Annotated in this window: 11 protein-coding genes; 6 read left to right on the top strand and 5 right to left on the bottom strand. The window is 71.9% G+C overall.

The window, feature by feature from the left end:
- Positions 1-70 precede the first annotated feature (70 nt).
- The 3 genes from ABIC29_RS17050 to ABIC29_RS17040 form a co-directional block, all read right to left on the bottom strand.
- Positions 71-949, bottom strand: a complete 879-nt coding sequence (locus ABIC29_RS17050) for an SGNH/GDSL hydrolase family protein (RefSeq protein WP_354247355.1) — start codon at positions 947-949, stop codon at positions 71-73.
- A gap of 204 nt (positions 950-1,153) precedes the next feature.
- The gene (locus ABIC29_RS17045) at positions 1,154-3,436 is read right to left on the bottom strand and encodes a polyribonucleotide nucleotidyltransferase (RefSeq protein WP_116082813.1); all 2,283 of its coding nucleotides are present in this window, start codon (positions 3,434-3,436) and stop codon (positions 1,154-1,156) included.
- 263 nt (positions 3,437-3,699) lie between these two features.
- Positions 3,700-5,832: a glycosyltransferase gene (locus tag ABIC29_RS17040; RefSeq protein WP_354247352.1), complete on the bottom strand. Its 2,133-nt coding sequence runs from the start codon at positions 5,830-5,832 to the stop codon at positions 3,700-3,702.
- 136 nt (positions 5,833-5,968) lie between these two features.
- Here ABIC29_RS17040 and ABIC29_RS17035 point away from each other — a divergent pair, with 136 nt between their 5' ends.
- The 6 genes from ABIC29_RS17035 to ABIC29_RS17010 all read left to right on the top strand — a co-directional run bounded on the left by ABIC29_RS17035 (position 5,969) and on the right by ABIC29_RS17010 (position 14,493).
- On the top strand, positions 5,969-6,673 hold the full coding sequence (locus ABIC29_RS17035; RefSeq protein WP_116082818.1) for a TetR/AcrR family transcriptional regulator: 705 nt from the start codon (positions 5,969-5,971) through the stop codon (positions 6,671-6,673).
- A gap of 52 nt (positions 6,674-6,725) precedes the next feature.
- A complete protein-coding gene (locus ABIC29_RS17030) occupies positions 6,726-7,664 on the top strand; it encodes an ABC transporter ATP-binding protein (protein ID WP_354247349.1) in 939 nt (312 codons plus the stop codon).
- The gene (locus ABIC29_RS17025) at positions 7,661-9,319 is read left to right on the top strand and encodes an ABC transporter permease (protein ID WP_354247347.1); all 1,659 of its coding nucleotides are present in this window, start codon (positions 7,661-7,663) and stop codon (positions 9,317-9,319) included. Before ABIC29_RS17030 ends, ABIC29_RS17025 begins: the two co-directional genes overlap by 4 nt.
- 39 nt (positions 9,320-9,358) lie before the next feature.
- Positions 9,359-9,550: a DUF5302 domain-containing protein gene (locus ABIC29_RS17020; protein ID WP_116082826.1), complete on the top strand. Its 192-nt coding sequence runs from the start codon at positions 9,359-9,361 to the stop codon at positions 9,548-9,550.
- 98 nt (positions 9,551-9,648) lie between these two features.
- A complete protein-coding gene (locus tag ABIC29_RS17015; protein WP_354247345.1) occupies positions 9,649-13,674 on the top strand; it encodes a DUF3376 domain-containing protein in 4,026 nt (1,341 codons plus the stop codon).
- Positions 13,675-13,743: 69 nt separating this feature from the next.
- Complete coding sequence (locus ABIC29_RS17010) at positions 13,744-14,493, top strand: DedA family protein (protein WP_354247342.1); 750 nt, start codon at positions 13,744-13,746, stop codon at positions 14,491-14,493.
- Here the strand turns inward: ABIC29_RS17010 and ABIC29_RS17005 are convergent.
- Positions 14,468-15,097, bottom strand: coding sequence for an FMN reductase (locus ABIC29_RS17005; RefSeq protein ID WP_354247339.1), 630 nt, complete (start codon positions 15,095-15,097; stop codon positions 14,468-14,470). The genes ABIC29_RS17010 and ABIC29_RS17005 overlap by 26 nt on opposite strands.
- Before the next feature lie 9 nt (positions 15,098-15,106).
- Complete coding sequence (locus ABIC29_RS17000) at positions 15,107-16,327, bottom strand: LLM class flavin-dependent oxidoreductase (RefSeq protein ID WP_116082837.1); 1,221 nt, start codon at positions 16,325-16,327, stop codon at positions 15,107-15,109.
- Positions 16,328-16,494 lie beyond the last annotated feature (167 nt).

Here is a 16,494-nt window from a genome sequence, read left to right as displayed (position 1 = left end):
GGTCCGCTGCAGACGACGGATGCCCCGCCCGAGCGTCTCGGGCGGGACATCCTCCTGGCCGGAAGCCGGCTCAGCGCGAGAGCACGCGATCGTTCGCGAGCGCCCGCGCATAGCCGAAGGCGTTGCCGAGCGCGTTCGGGTGGAAGTTCGCCGTGGCCAGCAGGTTCGCCGGATCGAACGCGATGTAGGGCAGGCGCGAGCCGATGCCGTGCCCGGCGAACTCCTGCGTGGCATCGACGAGGACGACGCGCGGATTCCCGGTCGCCGCCACCGCGCCGGCGATCACGGCGTTCAGGCCATCGCTCGCGGTGTTGACGAGGTCGCCGAGCGGTGCGACCCCCGGGTTGAACAGGCGCGGGTAGTTCAGCACGACCACCTTCGCGTTCGGAAGCGTCGCGGCGATCGTGGCGTAGAGCCCGACGAGCTGCGGGCCGAGGGCGGCCAGCTTCGCAGCGCTCGTCGCGAGCGCGGTCTTGCATGGGTCGACGGCCGGGTCGGGATTCGCGGCGCAGCCCGCGAGCACCTCGTTGGAGCCGGCGTCGATGCCGCCGACCGTCAAGGTGACGAGCTTCGTCTCGACACTCACGCCGGCCAGCTGCGCTGCCGTGTCGGCGACGGTCGCGCCAGAGCACGCCCTGTTCTCGGAGAGGCGGTAGAGGCTGAACACGGCGGCGACGGTCGGGTAGCCCGTGTAGCGACTCTGCTTGCAGGCATCCGACGAGTAGGGCGGAGCCCCCTGGCCGGCGGTGAACGAATCGCCGAGCGCGACGTAGCCGCGTGCGGGCGGCGACCAGCCGGTCGCCACAGCGGATGCGGCCCCCGAGGCGGCCGTGGTCGGCTGGGCGGTTGCCGGCGAGGCGGCGAGGCCGGCGACCAGCGCGGTGGAGATGACCGCGAGGGCGCCGAGACGAGACGGAAGCCCTCTTTTCAAGTGAGCATTCTTCATCATGGGGCGGACCCTACTCCCCGGCCGAGCACCCGGCCATCCCCACTTCACGTGGCGATCCCGGCTCGCGCATCGCACCGCGCATCGCGGCACCTCGCATCGCACCGCGCATCGCGGCGCCTCCCCTGGCCGCGCACACGACCGCAGACGACGGATGCCCCGCCCGAACGGATCGGGCGGGGCATCGGTCTGCGATGAACGCGGTGACTACGCGTCGGCGCCCTCTGCAGGAGCCTCGGCGTGCGTGCCGGAGGTCTCGCGACCCTCGGTGTCGGCGTCCTCGGCCACGACCGGCGCGAGCGAGAGCTTGCCGCGGTCGTCGATCTTCGTGATCTCGACGAGGATCTTCTGGCCGACGCCGAGCACGTCTTCGACGTTCTCGACGCGCTTGCCGCCGGCGAGCTTGCGCACCTCGCTGATGTGCAGCAGGCCGTCCTTGCCGGGCAGCAGCGAGACGAACGCGCCGAACGCCGCGATCTTGACGACGGTTCCGAGGAACTGCTCGCCGACCTCGGGGTTGGTGGGGTTCGCGATCGCGTTGACCTGGGCACGCGCGGCCTCCGCCGACGGGCCGTCGACGGCGCCGATGTAGACGGTGCCGTCCTCCTCGATGGAGATGTCGGCGCCGGTCTCGTCCTGGATCGCGTTGATCGTCTTGCCCTTCGGGCCGATCAGCTCGCCGATCTTGTCGACGGGGATCTGCACCGAGATCACGCGGGGCGCGGTCGGGGCCATCTCGTCGGGAGCGTCGATCGCGGCGTTCAGCACGGCGAGGATCGTCGTGCGCGCCTCCTTCGCCTGCGTCAGCGCGCCGGCGAGGACCGAGGCGGGGATGCCGTCGAGCTTCGTGTCGAGCTGGATCGCGGTGACGAACTCCGACGTGCCGGCGACCTTGAAGTCCATGTCGCCGAGGGCGTCTTCGGCACCGAGGATGTCGGTGAGGGCCGCGTAGCGCGTCTCGCCGTTCACGGTGTCGGAGATGAGGCCCATGGCGATGCCCGCGACGGGCGCGCGCAGCGGCACACCGGCGTTGAGCAGCGACAGGGTCGAGGCGCAGACCGAGCCCATCGACGTGGAGCCGTTGGAGCTCAGCGCCTCGGACACCTGGCGGATCGCGTAGGGGAACTCCTCGCGCGTGGGCAGCACGGGCACGAGGGCGCGCTCGGCGAGTGCGCCGTGCCCGATCTCGCGACGCTTCGGCGACCCGACGCGACCGGTCTCACCGGTCGAGTAGGGCGGGAAGTTGTAGTTGTGCATGTAGCGCTTCTTGGTGACCGGGCTCAGCGAGTCGATCGACTGCTCGAGCTTCAGCATGTTCAGCGTGGTGACACCCAGGATCTGGGTCTCGCCGCGCTGGAAGATGGCCGAGCCGTGAACGCGGGGCACGACCTGCACCTCGGCGTCGAGCGGGCGGATGTCGGCGAGGCCGCGGCCGTCGATGCGGACGCCCTCTTCGAGCACGCGCGTGCGCATGACCTTCTTGGTGACCGACTTGTAGGCCGCGGAGACCTCGGCGTTGGCCGACTCGGGCAGCTCGCCCGCTTCGACCTTGGCCGCGACGTGCTCCTTGACGCGCGACTTGAGCGCGTCGTCGGCGTCCTGACGCTCGACCTTGCCGGCGATCTTGTAGACGTCCTTGAGCTCGGCGCTCGCGAACGCCTCGACGGCGGCCTTGACCTCGGCCTGGTAGGGCGGGAAGGTCGGGTAGTCGGCGACGGGCTTCGCGGCGGTCTTGGCGACCACCTGCTGCGCCTCGACGAGCTGCTTGATGAAGGGCTTCGATGCTTCGATGCCCTGCGCGATGACCTCTTCGCTCGGCTTGACGGCGCCGGCCTGGATGAGGTTCCACGCGTTGTCGGTGGCCTCGGCCTCGATCATCATGATCGCGACATCCTGCGAACCGTCGTTCTCGGTGATGACGCGACCCGCGACGACCATGCTGAAGACGGCGTCCTCGAGCTGGCTGAACTTGGGGAACGCGACCCACTGGCCGTCGATGAGCGCGACGCGCACGCCGGCGACGGGGCCGGAGAACGGCAGGCCCGAGAGCTGCGTCGAGAGCGACGCGGCGTTGATGGCGAGCACGTCGTAGAGCTCGTCGGGCTCGATGGCGAGCACGGTCACGACGACCTGGACCTCGTTGCGGAGGCCCTCGACGAACGAGGGGCGCAGGGGGCGGTCGATGAGACGGCAGGTGAGGATCGCCTCGGTGGAGGGGCGGCCCTCGCGACGGAAGAACGAGCCCGGGATGCGACCCGCGGCGTACATGCGCTCTTCGACGTCGATCGTGAGCGGGAAGAAGTCGAAGTGGTCCTTCGGCTGCTTCGAGACGGAGGTCGCCGAGAGCAGCATGGTCTCTTCGTCGATGTAGGCGACTGCCGAGCCCTGCGCCTGCTGCGCGAGGCGGCCGGTTTCGAACCGGATGGTGCGGGTGCCGAACTTGCCATTGTCGATGACGGCTTCGGCGAACGTGATTTCAGGACCTTCCAAGAGGTCTCTCTCCTTTGTTTTTCGTCGCACCCCGTATGGGCACGACTCGTACATCGGAGCAGGAACAGGCAATACGAATCGCATCAGACGATGCATTCACGCTGGCCACCAGTAGAAGTCCACCATTCGATCGTGTCGTCGATTGGTGATCCACCACAGGGGACCAGCTTCCTGCCGGCCTGCTCCGTCGGCGTCCGATCGGCACGTGCACCTGCACGGCAACCCATCGGCAACCTCGACCAGCCTAGCAGAGGGCGTGTTTTTCACCCGTGAACAGCGGATGTCGCGCCGTCGACGGCCACGGTCGACGCGGGCAGCAGCACCGGGCGGAGCTCCGGCCGCTTGGGTTCGCGTCCGTCGCCCGCGGTCCGTCCGCGCAGTCGGCGGGCGACCCACGGAGCTGCGTGGCGCGCGATCCACTCCGCATCACCGACCTGCCGGTCCCCCGTCGCCCCGTCACCGCCGCCGGAGTCGAGGCCGTCGTGCGCCGCCTGCTCGAGCGCGCCGAGCGCGGAGGCATCCGGGACCTCGAGCACGCGGGCGGCGGCGTACGCGAGCGCGCGGTGGCCCGCCGAGTTCAGGTGCACGCGGTCCTCGGCCCACATGCCCTTGGCCGTGAGCTGCGGGACCACGCCGATGTCGAGGAGGATCGCGCCGGTCTCCTCGGCGATGCCGCGGAGACGGTCGGCGAACGCCGCGAATCGCCGCTCGTACAGCCGCGACGCCGGACGCTGCGGCATGAACGGGGTCACGAGCAGGACGTCGGCGCCCGTCCCGCGCAGGCCGGCCACGGCCCCGCCCAGGCGGTCGGCGAGCGCGGGCACGTCGGGGCGCGGGCCCACGAGGTCGTTCGCGCCGATGAACACGCTCACGAGGTCGGCGCGCATCGCGGCGGCGAGCGGGATCTGCGTCTCGACGGCGTCGACGACCTTGCGGCTGCGCACGGCCACGTTCGCGTACGAGACCCGGTCGCCGTGCCGGCTCGCGAGCGCGAGCAGCATCGCGAGGCGGTCGGCCCAGCCGCGGTACTCCCCCGCGGCCATGCGCGACGTGTCGCAGAGTCCCTCGCTCAGCGAGTCGCCGACCGCGACGAACCGCTGCCAGGGCGGCGGCACGGGCGGAACGGATGCCGCGACGCGACGCGGCGCGCTGCGCGCCGGTGCGAACGGGCGGCCGGACGACGGCACGTCGACCGCCGAGTCGACCGCCGAGTCGGCCGCGGGCGCGGCGTCCCGGCCGACCGCGGGCCTGCTCGACGCCGCCCGGGTCCCGGCGATCGCCCGCCCGTAGTGGCCGAGCAGTTCGTCGCCGAGCACGTCCCATCCGCGGCCGCGCACCGCCTCCCGGGCGCGGACCGCGAACGCCCGCCGCTTGGCGTCGTCGCCGACGAGGTCGAGCACGCGGGCGCGGAACTCGTGCAGGTCGCCCGGCCGGTACAGCCAGCCGTCGTTGCTGTTCTCGACGAGGTCGAGCGGGCCGCCGCGGCCCACGGCCACGACCGGCACCCCGCTGGCGAGCGCCTCCTGGATCGTCTGGCAGAACGTCTCGTTCTCGCCGGGGTGCACGAACACGTCGAAGCCGGCCATGGCCTCGGCGAGCGCGTCGCCGCCGAGGAATCCGGTGAAGACGGCGTTCGGCAGCATCCGCTCGAGGGCCGCTCGCGAGGGTCCGTCCCCGACGACGACCAGCCGCGTGCGCGGCAGGTCGGCGATGGCGCGCAGGTCCTCGACCTGCTTCTCGGGGGCGAGTCGGCCGACGTAGCCGACGACGACCTCGTCGGCTCGGGCGCCGGCGACCTCGCGGCACCAGCGCTCGGAGCGTCGCGCGGGGGCGAACCGCTCGGTGTCGACGCCGCGGCGCCAGAGCACGATGCGCTCCGGGGCGACGTCGAGCGAGGTGAGCCGTTCGATCGCCGACGTCGAGGGGGCGAGCGTGACCGTGGCGCGACGGTGGAGCTTCGAGAGGTGCCTCGCGAGCGCGGGCGCGGCACCGGGGATGCCGTAGCGCTCCGCGTAGCCGGGCACGTCGGTCTGGTAGATCGCGACGGAGGGGATGCCGAGCATCTCGGCGGCCGCGATGCCGCGCCAGCCGAGCACGAACGGGCTGGCCAGGTGCACGACGTCGGTGCCGTGCCCGCGCAGCACGGTCGCGAGCCGGTGCGCGCCCGTGAGCGCGACGCGCACGTCGGGATAGCTCGGCAGCGGCATCGAGGGCACGAACACCGTTCGGGCTCCGTGCAGCGCCTCGTCGAAGTGCGGGTCGGCGAGACCGGTGCGCGGTGCGACCACGAGCGCCTCGTGGCCTCGTCGCTCGAGGTGGCGGAGCACCTGGAGCAGGGAATGGGTCACGCCGTTCATGTGCGGGAGGAACGATTCTGCGAGGAGTGCGACCTTCACCTCTCCAGCGTGACGGCTGATCGGAGATGGTTTCCGCGTTCAGGGTCCGCATCGCCGAACGTTCACCCGTTGGTCGCGGCGGGTTGGGTGCCGCGACGTCTGGACGTCGGCTATACGCATGTGTAGTATCCGATACATGCGTATTGCGGATGCTCCGACGAGCGATGCTCCGATCGACGACGCCCCGGCCGACGAGGCGCCCGACGCCTCGATTCCGCCGAGCGACCTCACGGCGCGGGCTCGCCTGCGCGACGCCGCCATCGAGTGCTTCGCCGCCGAGGGATTCACCGCGTCCGTGCGCACCATCGCGGCGAGGGCCGGCGTGAGCGCCGGACTCATCCGCCACCACTTCGGTTCGAAGGAGGCGCTGCGCGCCGAATGCGACGAGGCCGTGCTCGCGATGCACCGCACCGCCAAGGTCGAGGGTCTGACCTCCCCCCTGAGCGCGCTGGCGCAGTACGCCGAGGCCGACGAGTACGGCGCCATGCTCGTCTACATCCTCCGCAGCGTGCAGGACGGCAGCCCGGCCGGGGCCGCCTTCATCGAGCACATGATCGCCGACGCGCTCGCCTACTCCGAGACGGCGGTCGATGCCGGCATCCTCCGCCCGAGCCGCGACCCCGAGGGGCGCGCCCGACTGCTCGTGACGAACTCGATCGGCGGGCTCATCGTGCAGCTGTCGCTGCGTCCCGAGATCTCGCTCGCCGACTTCAAGGCCGTGCTCCACGAGACGTTCGAGGCGACCGCCCTGCCCTCGATCGAGCTCTACACCCACGGCGTCTTCGCCGACTCGACCTATCTCGATCAGTACCTGCTCTACATCGGCGACCCGCCCGGCTGAGCGCGACCGCGCACCCACCTGGTACCTCACCGATCACATGCAAGGAGCCATCATGAACACAGCATCAACCGCGGCGATCGAGGTCGCCGGCCTCGTCAAGCGCTTCGGCGCCGTCACCGCCCTCGACGGGCTCGACCTGCGCGTCGAGCAGGGCCAGGTCATGGGCTTCCTCGGGCCGAACGGCTCGGGCAAGTCCACCACGATCCGCATCCTCCTCGGCATCGCCAGGGCGGATGCCGGCACCGCGCGCCTGCTCGGCGGCGATCCGTGGCGCGAGGCCGTCGACCTGCACCGTCGCATCGCCTACGTCCCCGGCGACGTGAACCTCTGGCCGAACCTCACGGGCGGCCAGGCGATCGACATCCTGTCGCGCCTGCGCGGCGGCATCGACCGCGCCCGTCGCGACGCCCTCGTCGATCGCTTCGACCTCGACCCGACGAAGAAGGCGCGCACGTACTCGAAGGGCAACCGGCAGAAGATCGCCCTCATCGCCGCGCTCGCCTCCGACGCCGAGCTGCTGATCCTCGACGAGCCCACGTCGGGCCTCGACCCGCTCATGGAGGGCGTGTTCACCGACACCGTGCGCGAGCTCGCGCACCAGGGTCGCAGCGTGCTGCTCTCGAGCCACATCTTCGCCGAGGTCGAGAAGCTCTGCGACCAGGTCACGATCATCCGCGCGGGCCGAACGGTCGAGGCCGGGACCCTCGCCGACCTGCGGCACCTGCACCGCACCTCGGTCGCGGTCGTCCTGCCCGGCGGCGCGGGCACGCTCGGCGAGCGCACCGACGTGCACGACCTCGCCGTCGACGGCGACCGCGTCACGTTCACGGTCGACGACGGCGACCTGGGCGCCGTCCTCGCCGACCTCGCGGCGCGCTCGCCGCGATCGCTCGTGTCGACGCCGCCCTCCCTCGAGGAGCTCTTCCTCCGGCACTACGGCGTCGACCTGCCCGCGAGCGAGTCCGCCGACGAGGCGGTGCGCGCATCATGACCGCACTCGCGCCCACCCGGCCGACCTCGACGACCCCCGGACACGCGGCACCCGTCGCGACGTTCACGGCGTTCCCCGAGCTCGCCCGATTCATCCTGCGCCGCAACTGGCTGCGGCTCGCGATCTGGGTCGTCGTGCTGGTCGGCATGGTCGCCATGGTCTTCGAGTCCCAGCGCGTCGCCTTCCCGACGCAGGAGTCGCGCGACGCGTACGCCGCCGTCGCCAACACCCCGGCGGTCGCCGCGCTCACCGGCCTGCCGTACGGCGCCGGCACGCTCGGCGGCATCCTGAACATCAAGATCTGGATGACCCTCGCCGTCTCGATCGGCTTCGCGTCGATCTTCCTGCTGACCCGCAACGGGCGGGCCGAGGAGGAGAACGGGCGCACCGAGCTCATCCGCGCCGGCGCCGTCGGACACCACGCCTACAGCCTCGCGAACCAGCTCGTCGTCGGCGGGCTCAGCGTCGCGATCGGCCTGCTCATCGGCATCACGTGCATCGGCCTCGGACTGCCGGCCGAGGGGTCGCTCGCGATGGGAGCGTCGATCGCGGGGGTCGGCATCGCGTTCCTCGGCATCGCGGCGCTCGCCGGCCAGCTCACCTCGACGAGCCGGGCGGCCAACTCGCTCGCCTCGATCGTGCTCGGCGTCTCGTACCTCGTGCGGGCGATCGCCGACGTGCAGGCCGAGGGCGACACCCCGAGCCCGCTCAGCTGGGCGTCGCCCATCGGGTGGGCGCAGAACATGCGCTCGTTCGGCGAGAACGTCTGGTGGCCGCTGCTGCTGCTCGTCGGCCTCGGCATCGGCGGATGCCTCGTGGCCGGCGTCATCGAGTCCCGCCGCGACGTCGGCGCCGGCGTGCTGCCCGACCGCCCAGGGCCCGCGCGTGCGAGCCGTTCGCTCGGCACGACGCTCGGCCTCGCCGTGCGACTCGAGCGCGGACCCATGATCGGATGGCTCGTCGGCGGCATGGTCGGCGGCGCCTTCTACGGCGGCGTCGCCTCGGCGATGAGCGACCTGCTCGACTCCGGAAACGCGTACGCGCAGGCGTTCATGGGGCAGGCCGACTCGGTGCTCGACGGCATCGTCGGCCTCTTCGTCATGGCCACGGCCATGGTCGCGGCCGCGTTCGCCGTGCAGTCGGCGACGTCGGTGCGCCTCGAAGAGGCCTCAGGACGCCTCGAACCCCAGTTGGCCGGTGCGGTCTCGCGCACGAGGTGGGCGCTCACGCACTACCTCGTGGCGGCCGTGTGGGGCACCGTGATCCTCGTCGCCTCCGGGCTCGTGTTCGGTCTCGCGTTCGCGGCCACGCAGTCGGACCCCGACCAGGTGCTGCGCATCCTCGGCGCCTCGATCGCGTACGTGCCGAGCCTGCTCGTGCTCATGGGCGTCGCGGTCCTGCTCACCGGCTGGCTGCCACGCCAGGCGATCCTCATCACGTGGATCGTCTACGGCGCGAGCGTCATCATCGCGATGTTCGGCCCGCTGTTCTCGCTCTCCGACGAGGTCATCGAGGCGACCCCGCTCGCGGCGACACCCCGCGTTCCCGGCGTGGAGTTCGACGTCCTGCCCCTCGTCGTGCTGTCGCTCGTGGCGCTCGCGCTCTGGACGCTCGGGCTCGCGAGGTTCCGCGCTCGGGACCTCACGCAGGCGTGAGCGCCGGCAGCCGAGACGGCACGCGCCTAGACTCGACCCATGAGTTCTGACGACGACAAGACCACGACTGGCCCCTCCGACGACGTCAAGCGCAAGTTCCGCGAGGCCCTCGAGCGCAAGAACAAGCAGCAGCACCGCGGCGAGGCGCACCTCGACGGCCGCGGGGCCGTCGACCACGCCCAGGGCAACGCCGCGACGAAGCAGGAGTTCCGGCGCAAGAGCGGCGGCTGAACCGCGCCCGCTGACTCGGTGCGCGCCCTGACGCCGTCGGGGCCCGCCAGTCGCTAGCATGTGGCCGACCGATACGGGTCTTCCGCAGGGAGCGACCGATGCCAGAGCCGGTGCCGCACGACTACGTCACGCTGCGATTGGATGCCGCCGCCACGGCGCAGCCGTTCGAGCGCACCTTCGGCACGTTCCCCGTTCCCGCGGGCGTCGATCTGGCGCCAGCCGAGGCCGTCGACCGCGAGGCGCAGACGTCGAAGGGCGCCGTCGCCGACCTCAACCCGCGGATCTTCCTGCCCGACGGGGCGGCACCGTTCCACGCTCGCGGACTCCGCGTCGCGCTCGCGATGAAGGGCGGAGTCAGCCTCGCGGTCTGGATCGGCGGTGCGATCGCCGAACTCGACATCCTGCGGCGCATCCGCATCTATCGCGTGGGTGATGAGCAGCAGCCGAGGGCCCTGCTGATCCACCCGACCGCGATCGACTCCGCGGCGTGGGCGAAGGCCGACCACACGGCCCGAACCGCCGCGGTCACGGCGTCGATGCCCGACGAGAACCTGCTGGCCCGTGCCGAGCGGTACGCGCAACTGCTGTTCGAACGCGGCTACGACCGCGTCGAGTTCGACGTGCTCGCCGGAGCGAGCGCCGGCGGGCTGAACGCCGTCATGTACGCCGTCGCGCAGCGCGCCGGCGTCGGGCTCGAGGGCATCCTCGGCACGTGGCTCGAGACCGGCGCCGCGTGGGGCCTGCTGCAGACCGGCAGGCCGGCGAAGTTCGACTCCGTGCTCCGCGGCGACGAGTTCTTCTGGGTCGAACTCGTCGACGCGCTCGGCCGCATCGCCGACGGCGACGTGCGCGGCGCGGGAAGGGCCGACCTCGCGCGCGGAGCCGAGATGTCGGCGAAGGCCGTCCGATCCGCGCCACCGACGACCGATCCGAAGCGCCGCTCCGAGGCGAAGGGCGGCCGCGAGGCGAAGGCGGAGCCGCCGATCGTCACCGTGCCGCCGCATGCCGCCCTCGAGGCGCCGCACGTCGTCGTCGACCTCTCGGCGACGCTCATCGACGCGAAGGACACGACGGAGCGCAGCGCCGCCGAGGGGCACGCCCACTTCCGGTTCGTGGGCACCGAGACCGACGAGGTGCCGCATCGCGACATCCCCGGAAAGGACGCGGAGGACGACGATCGGCGCCTCGCCTACGCGCGACTCGCCTACGCGGCGCGATCGACCTCGTCGTTCCCCGGCGCGTTCGAACCGGCCCTCATCTACTCCGGCGACCAGCCGTTCGACGCGGCCCGCACCTCGAGCCCGCCCGACATGCGCAACGTGTTCAGCGCGCACCGCAAGGAGGGGAGGTCGCATCCGTTCCGCGTCGTCGACGGCGGGGTGCTCGACAACATCCCCATCGATCGCGCGCTCCGCGCGGTGCGCAACATCCCCGCGAACGAGCACGTGAATCGCGCCCTCGTCTACCTCGACCCGTCGCCGAAGGAGAGCTCGCGCTGGCTGCTGCGGGCCACGGCGTACACGGGTCCGGCGCCGGAGCTGCCGCCGGACCCGCGGACCGCCCGAAACGACCCGCTCTCGCGCTTCCTGTTCTCGGTGATGGCCGGCGTGCGCAAGCGCGCGGGCGGCGAATCGGGCGAGGACGAGATCGACGCCGTCTTCGACGAGCGGACCCAGGCGCTCGTGCGCAAGGGACGCGACGAGATGCTCGCCGTGCGCATGAACGCGAACACGACCGCCGGCGAGGATCCGACGTCGGAGCGCAGCTCGGTCGCCGCCTTCGCACGGCTGCGGTCGACGACGGACGCCGAGTTCCTGCGCATGGTCTTCAGCCGGCCAGGCGAGTGGACCCTCGGCACCAACCTGAAGCGCCGACCGGACCGTCGGGCCCTCGACCGCACGAGCATCGGCCGGTTCGAGAAGGCGCTCCGCGACGCCCTCGACCGGGTCAGCCGCAACGAGCCCGTCGAGGACGTGCCGTCCGATGCCGTCCCGCTCGGCGCGCAGACTCTCGTCGACGCGGCGTTCTGCGCGCTCACCTGGGTGCGCGCGATCGAGGACCAGTGCTTCCGCGCGACGTCGCTGCACGCGCTCGACGAGGCGCTCACCCGCATCCCGCAGACCTCCGGCACGACGCGGGCCGTGCTGCGCGAGCGGCTCTACGCCGTCATGTCGCAGGCGCGCGACCTGCGCGACCGTGCCGTCGGCCGCGCACTCGACGCCATCGACGACGTCGCGCCCTCCGAATCGCCACTGACCGAGGCGAGCGTCGCCGCGCTGGTCACGACCTGGCTCGACGCGAACGCCGACCGCCCGCGTCTTCGCGCAGAGCTCTGGGGCGAACTCGACGCGCTCGTGGAGTGGCTCCAGCACGCGAGCACCATCGCCGCCGCCGACGACCGGAAGCGGCGCTGGCTCGAGACCCCGTGGCACCGGATGCCCGGCGTCGGAACCCGCCTGCCCGCGAGCGACCTGCCGCTGATCTTCGCGGGCAGCGGCATTCCGACCGCATCGTCGACCGTGCGATTCCACCGCATCGGCTCCGACACGCAGCCCGCCGCCGTCACGACGTATCGCACCCTCCTCGACGCGCAGGTCCTCGAGGGATACCGCGCCGCGCTCGCGAAGCCCGTCGAGGAGCTCGACAGCGAGACGGTCTCGCGGCTGCTCGACGACCGGGAGCTGCGCTCGTCGTCGAAGCTCGCGGGCCTGCGCATCGCGAACTTCGCCGGATTCCTCAGCAAGGAGTGGCGCCGCAACGACTGGTGGTGGGGTCGCCTCGACGCCGCCGCCGGCATGGTCGAACTCCTCGAGAGCATGGAGCCGGCGCCCCGCGTCGTGCCCACGCCGGCGCCGAACCTCGACCTCGTGCACGCGGCGCTCCTCCGCGAGATGGACGAGAGCCCCGACCGGCCGTACGACGATCCGGTCGTCGGGCCGAACACCGATCCGGCCGGCGACGCCCTCGCTCCCGACCGCATCCGCGCGCAGATGGTGCGCGGCTCGCAGGACCTCGAGTCGCTCGGGTCCGGCTACCGGGTCGCGCTGGCCTCGCGCGTCGTGCGCGTCGCGTCCTCGGCGATCGTGCGCGGAAGCGGCCAGCTCTCCCCCGTCGGCGTCGTGCAGTGGCTCCTGCGCCCCGTGCTGGTGCTCGCGCCCGCGCTGCTCTCGCCGCCCCGGCTCATGCTCGCGGCGATCATCCTCGCCTGCGGGCTGATGCTCGCGCTCCGGGAGATGACCGGCGACCTGAGCGCGGCGTCCGCGCTCGATCGGAGTTGGCCGGGAGCGCTCGCCGCGACGGCGGTCGCCGCCGTCGTCGCGGGCATCCGCCTGCTCGGCGCCAGGTCGGCGCGACGCGAGCGACGCGATGCCGTGAACAGCGCGACCGTCGAGGGGTCGCGGCCTCGCAGGATCATCGCGGCCGCGGAACGACGGGCACGGATGCCGCGGGCGATCCTCGTGACCCTGACGGCGCTGCTCGTGGTGTCGTTCGGGCTCGTCGCGCTCGCGTTCGGGCTCTGGACGCTGCCGTTCTGGGTGGTGCTCGCCGCCCTCGTCGTCGTCACCGAGGTGACGCACAGCCGGTTGCAGACCGTGTCGTCCGCGCGTCGGTCGCGCCCGGGCCGGTGGATCCTGCTCGGCGTGCTCGGGGCGCTCGCCCTCGCGGTCACCGCGTACCTGCCCATGCTCCTGCTCGACCCGCTGGCCGAGCGGCTGACGGCGCCGTGGGGCTCGATCCTCTGGCGGGCGATCGCCTCGGCGCTCGTCGTCGGCGCGCTCTCGTTCATGCTGCTCTCGCAGGCCCTGAAGCGGTGGCGCCTCGCGATCGTGACCCTCGTGACCGTGCTCGCGGCCGTCATCGCCGTCTCGCTCACGACGTGGCTCGCCTCGCTCGACGACGTGGCCGCGCCGGCCTCGGACACGACCGCGGTCGCCATCGAATCGGGCATCACCACGATCCAGGCGTGGGCGGCGTTCGCCGTGACCGCGTGGGTGGCGGGCACGGTGCTCTGGTGGGCGCCGTGGTTCCGCGGCGCCGCGACCGATGAGGCGTCCAAGCCGAAGGACTCCGTGTACGACCTCGAGCCGGGTTCGCTCGTCGACGAGGAGCGCACCGGGCGCTGACGGATGTCGCGGGCGCCCGCCCGCGGCATCCGCCCCCTGCCGTTCACCTCGGCGGGGTAGAACCGGCCTGTGCCTGTCGACGCGCTGGACCTCGATGCGATCGCCGCGTCGCCGTGGGTGCTGCCCGTGCTGTTCGCGTTCGTGGTCGGCGACGCGTTCCTCGTGGTGCTGCCGAGCGAGACGCTCGTCGTGGCCCTCGGCGCCCTCTCCGCCTCGACGGGTTCACCGTCGCCGTGGCTCGTCGTGCCGGTCGCCGCAGCCGGTGCCGTCATCGGCGACCTGCTCTGCTACCTGATCGGTCGACGCGTGGGCCTCGACCGTTGGGCATGGCAGCGTCGCGGTCGCGTGCAGCGGGCGCTCGCGCGCGCCCGCGACACCGTGCACCGGCGCACGGCCGTGCTCGTGTTCACGGCGAGGTACGTGCCGTTCGCACGCATCGCGGTGAACCTCGCCGCGGGTGCCGGCGGAGTGCCGCTGCGCCGCTACCTGCCGCTCTCGCTCGCCGCCGGCTTCGCCTGGGCCTGCTACAACGTGGGCGTCGGTGCGCTCATCGGCGCGGCCTTCGCCGACCAGCCGCTCGTCGCGATGCTCGTGTCGGTGCCGGTCGCGATCGCGCTCGGGCTGGGCGTCGACCGGCTCGTCGCACGGCTCGACGCGAGGCACGAGGCGAGGGACGCGAGGCACGGGTCGAGCCACGACGCGAGCCACGCGGCATCCGCCGAGACGACGCCGGGCGCCGCGGACACGACGAGGGCCCCGCCGCCGGGATCGACGTCGGGGCCTTCGGCCGGGTTCACTCCCCCGCGAGACCGCCGATGAGGTGGCCGGTGGGGCGATCCAGCGCGAACGGGTCGTTCACGAGGTTCGACCGGTCGGTGCGCTCGACGAGGTCGGCGAACTCCTTGGCACCGCGGAAGATGCGGTCGGGCAGTGAACGCACGCCGTCGCCGCCGTCGCCCCAGTCGCTCGTGGCCGCGTAGACGCCCGTCGTCACCGGCACCGCATGCAGGTACGTGAACAGCGGGCGCATCGCGTAGTCGATCGCGAGCGAGTGCCGCGGCGTGCCGCCGGTCGCCCCGAGCAGCACCGGCAGGTCGGTGAGCGCCTGCGTGTCGATCACGTCGATGAACGACTTGAACAGGCCCGCGTAGCTCGTCGTGAAGATCGGCGAGACGGCGATGAGGCCGTCGGCCGAGGCGACCGCCTCGAGGGCTTCCTCGAGCTTCGGCGGGGCGAACCCGAGCAGCAGGTTGTTCGTGATGTCGTGGGCGAGGTCGCGCAATTCGAACGTCTGCACCTCGACCTCGATGCCGCGCTCCTGCAGGATGCTCGCGGCATCCGCCGAGAGGCGGTCGGCGAGCTGCCGGGTCGAGCTCGGCGTCGACAGGCCCGACGAGATGACGACGATGCGCTTGGTGGTCATCGTGAACTCCTATCGCGTTGCGGCGGGGCCGAAGGCCGAGCCGGTCTTGACGGCTGCAGATGCGGCAGGCACGGCCTGCGCGTCCTGGTAGGGCGAGGGGCCGGCGAGGTTGTCGCCGCGGTTCGCCTTCGGCGTCGCCTGGCGCGGCGCCTGGTCGCCGTACTTCCCGGCGACGAGCGAGGCGTGCGTCGGGGCATCCGGGACCTCGGCGGGACGGTCCTTCGCGAACTCGCGACGCAGTACGGGCACGACCTCTTCACCGAGCAGGTCGAGCTGCTCGAGCACGGTCTTCAGCGGCAGTCCGGCGTGGTCGAGCAGCCAGAGCTGGCGCTGGTAGTCGCCGACGTAGTCGCGGAACCCGAGCGTGCGGTCGATGACCTCCTGCGGGCTGCCCACCGTGAGCGGGGTCTGCTGGGTGAAGTCCTCGAGGCTCGGGCCGTGGCCGTAGACGGGCGCGTTGTCGAAGTACGGACGGAAGTCGCGCACGGCGTCCTGCGAGTTCTTGCGCATGAACACCTGGCCGCCGAGGCCGACGATCGCCTGCGCGGCGGTGCCGTGCCCGTGGTGCTCGAAGCGCTGACGGTAGAGGGCGATCATGCGCTGCGTGTGCGAGGCCGGCCAGAAGATGTGGTTCGCGAAGAAGCCGTCGCCGTACGAGGCGGCCTGCTCGGCGACCTCGGGCGTGCGGATCGAGCCGTGCCAGACGAACGGGGGCACGTCGTCGAGCGGGCGCGGCGTCGAGGTGAAGCCCTGCAGCGGGGTGCGGAACCGGCCCTGCCAGTCAACGACGTCTTCACGCCAGAGGCGGTGCAGCAGCTCGTAGTTCTCCTGCGCGAGCGGGAGGCCCTGACGGATGTCCTTGCCGAACCAGGGGTAGACCGGCCCGGTGTTGCCGCGGCCGAGCATGAGGTCGACGCGACCGCCCGACACGTGCTGCAGCATCGCGAAGTCCTCGGCGATCTTCACCGGGTCGTTCGTCGTGATGAGCGTGGTCGAGGTGGTCAGCTGCAGGGTCGAGGTCTGCCCGGCGATGTACGCGAGCGTCGTGGTGGGCGAGCTCGACCAGAACGGCGGGTTGTGGTGCTCGCCGAGTGCGAACACGTCGAGTCCGACCTCCTCAGCGTGCTTGGCGATCGTGAGCGTCGCCTGGATGCGCTCGGCTTCGGTCGGGGTGCGGCCGGTCGTCGGATCTTGGGTGATGTCGCTGACGGTGAAGATTCCGAATTGCATGGCGCCCCTCCTGGGTGTTCCGTCTGATTCTGCAAGTATATGCATTTGCATACATCGGGTCCAACGGATGCCACGGCAACACTATTCCCGCTTCGGGCAGCCGATCTCGACGGGCCGCTTCATGCCCGTCTCGACGACGAAGCGGGGGCACCCGAAGGCGCCCCCGC

The organism is Agromyces sp. PvR057, from assembly GCF_040547485.1.
In the GTDB taxonomy this organism is placed as follows: Bacteria; Actinomycetota; Actinomycetes; order Actinomycetales; family Microbacteriaceae; genus Agromyces.
Note: the sequence above shows the minus strand (reverse complement) of the source record. Positions and strands in the feature narration are given on the sequence as shown.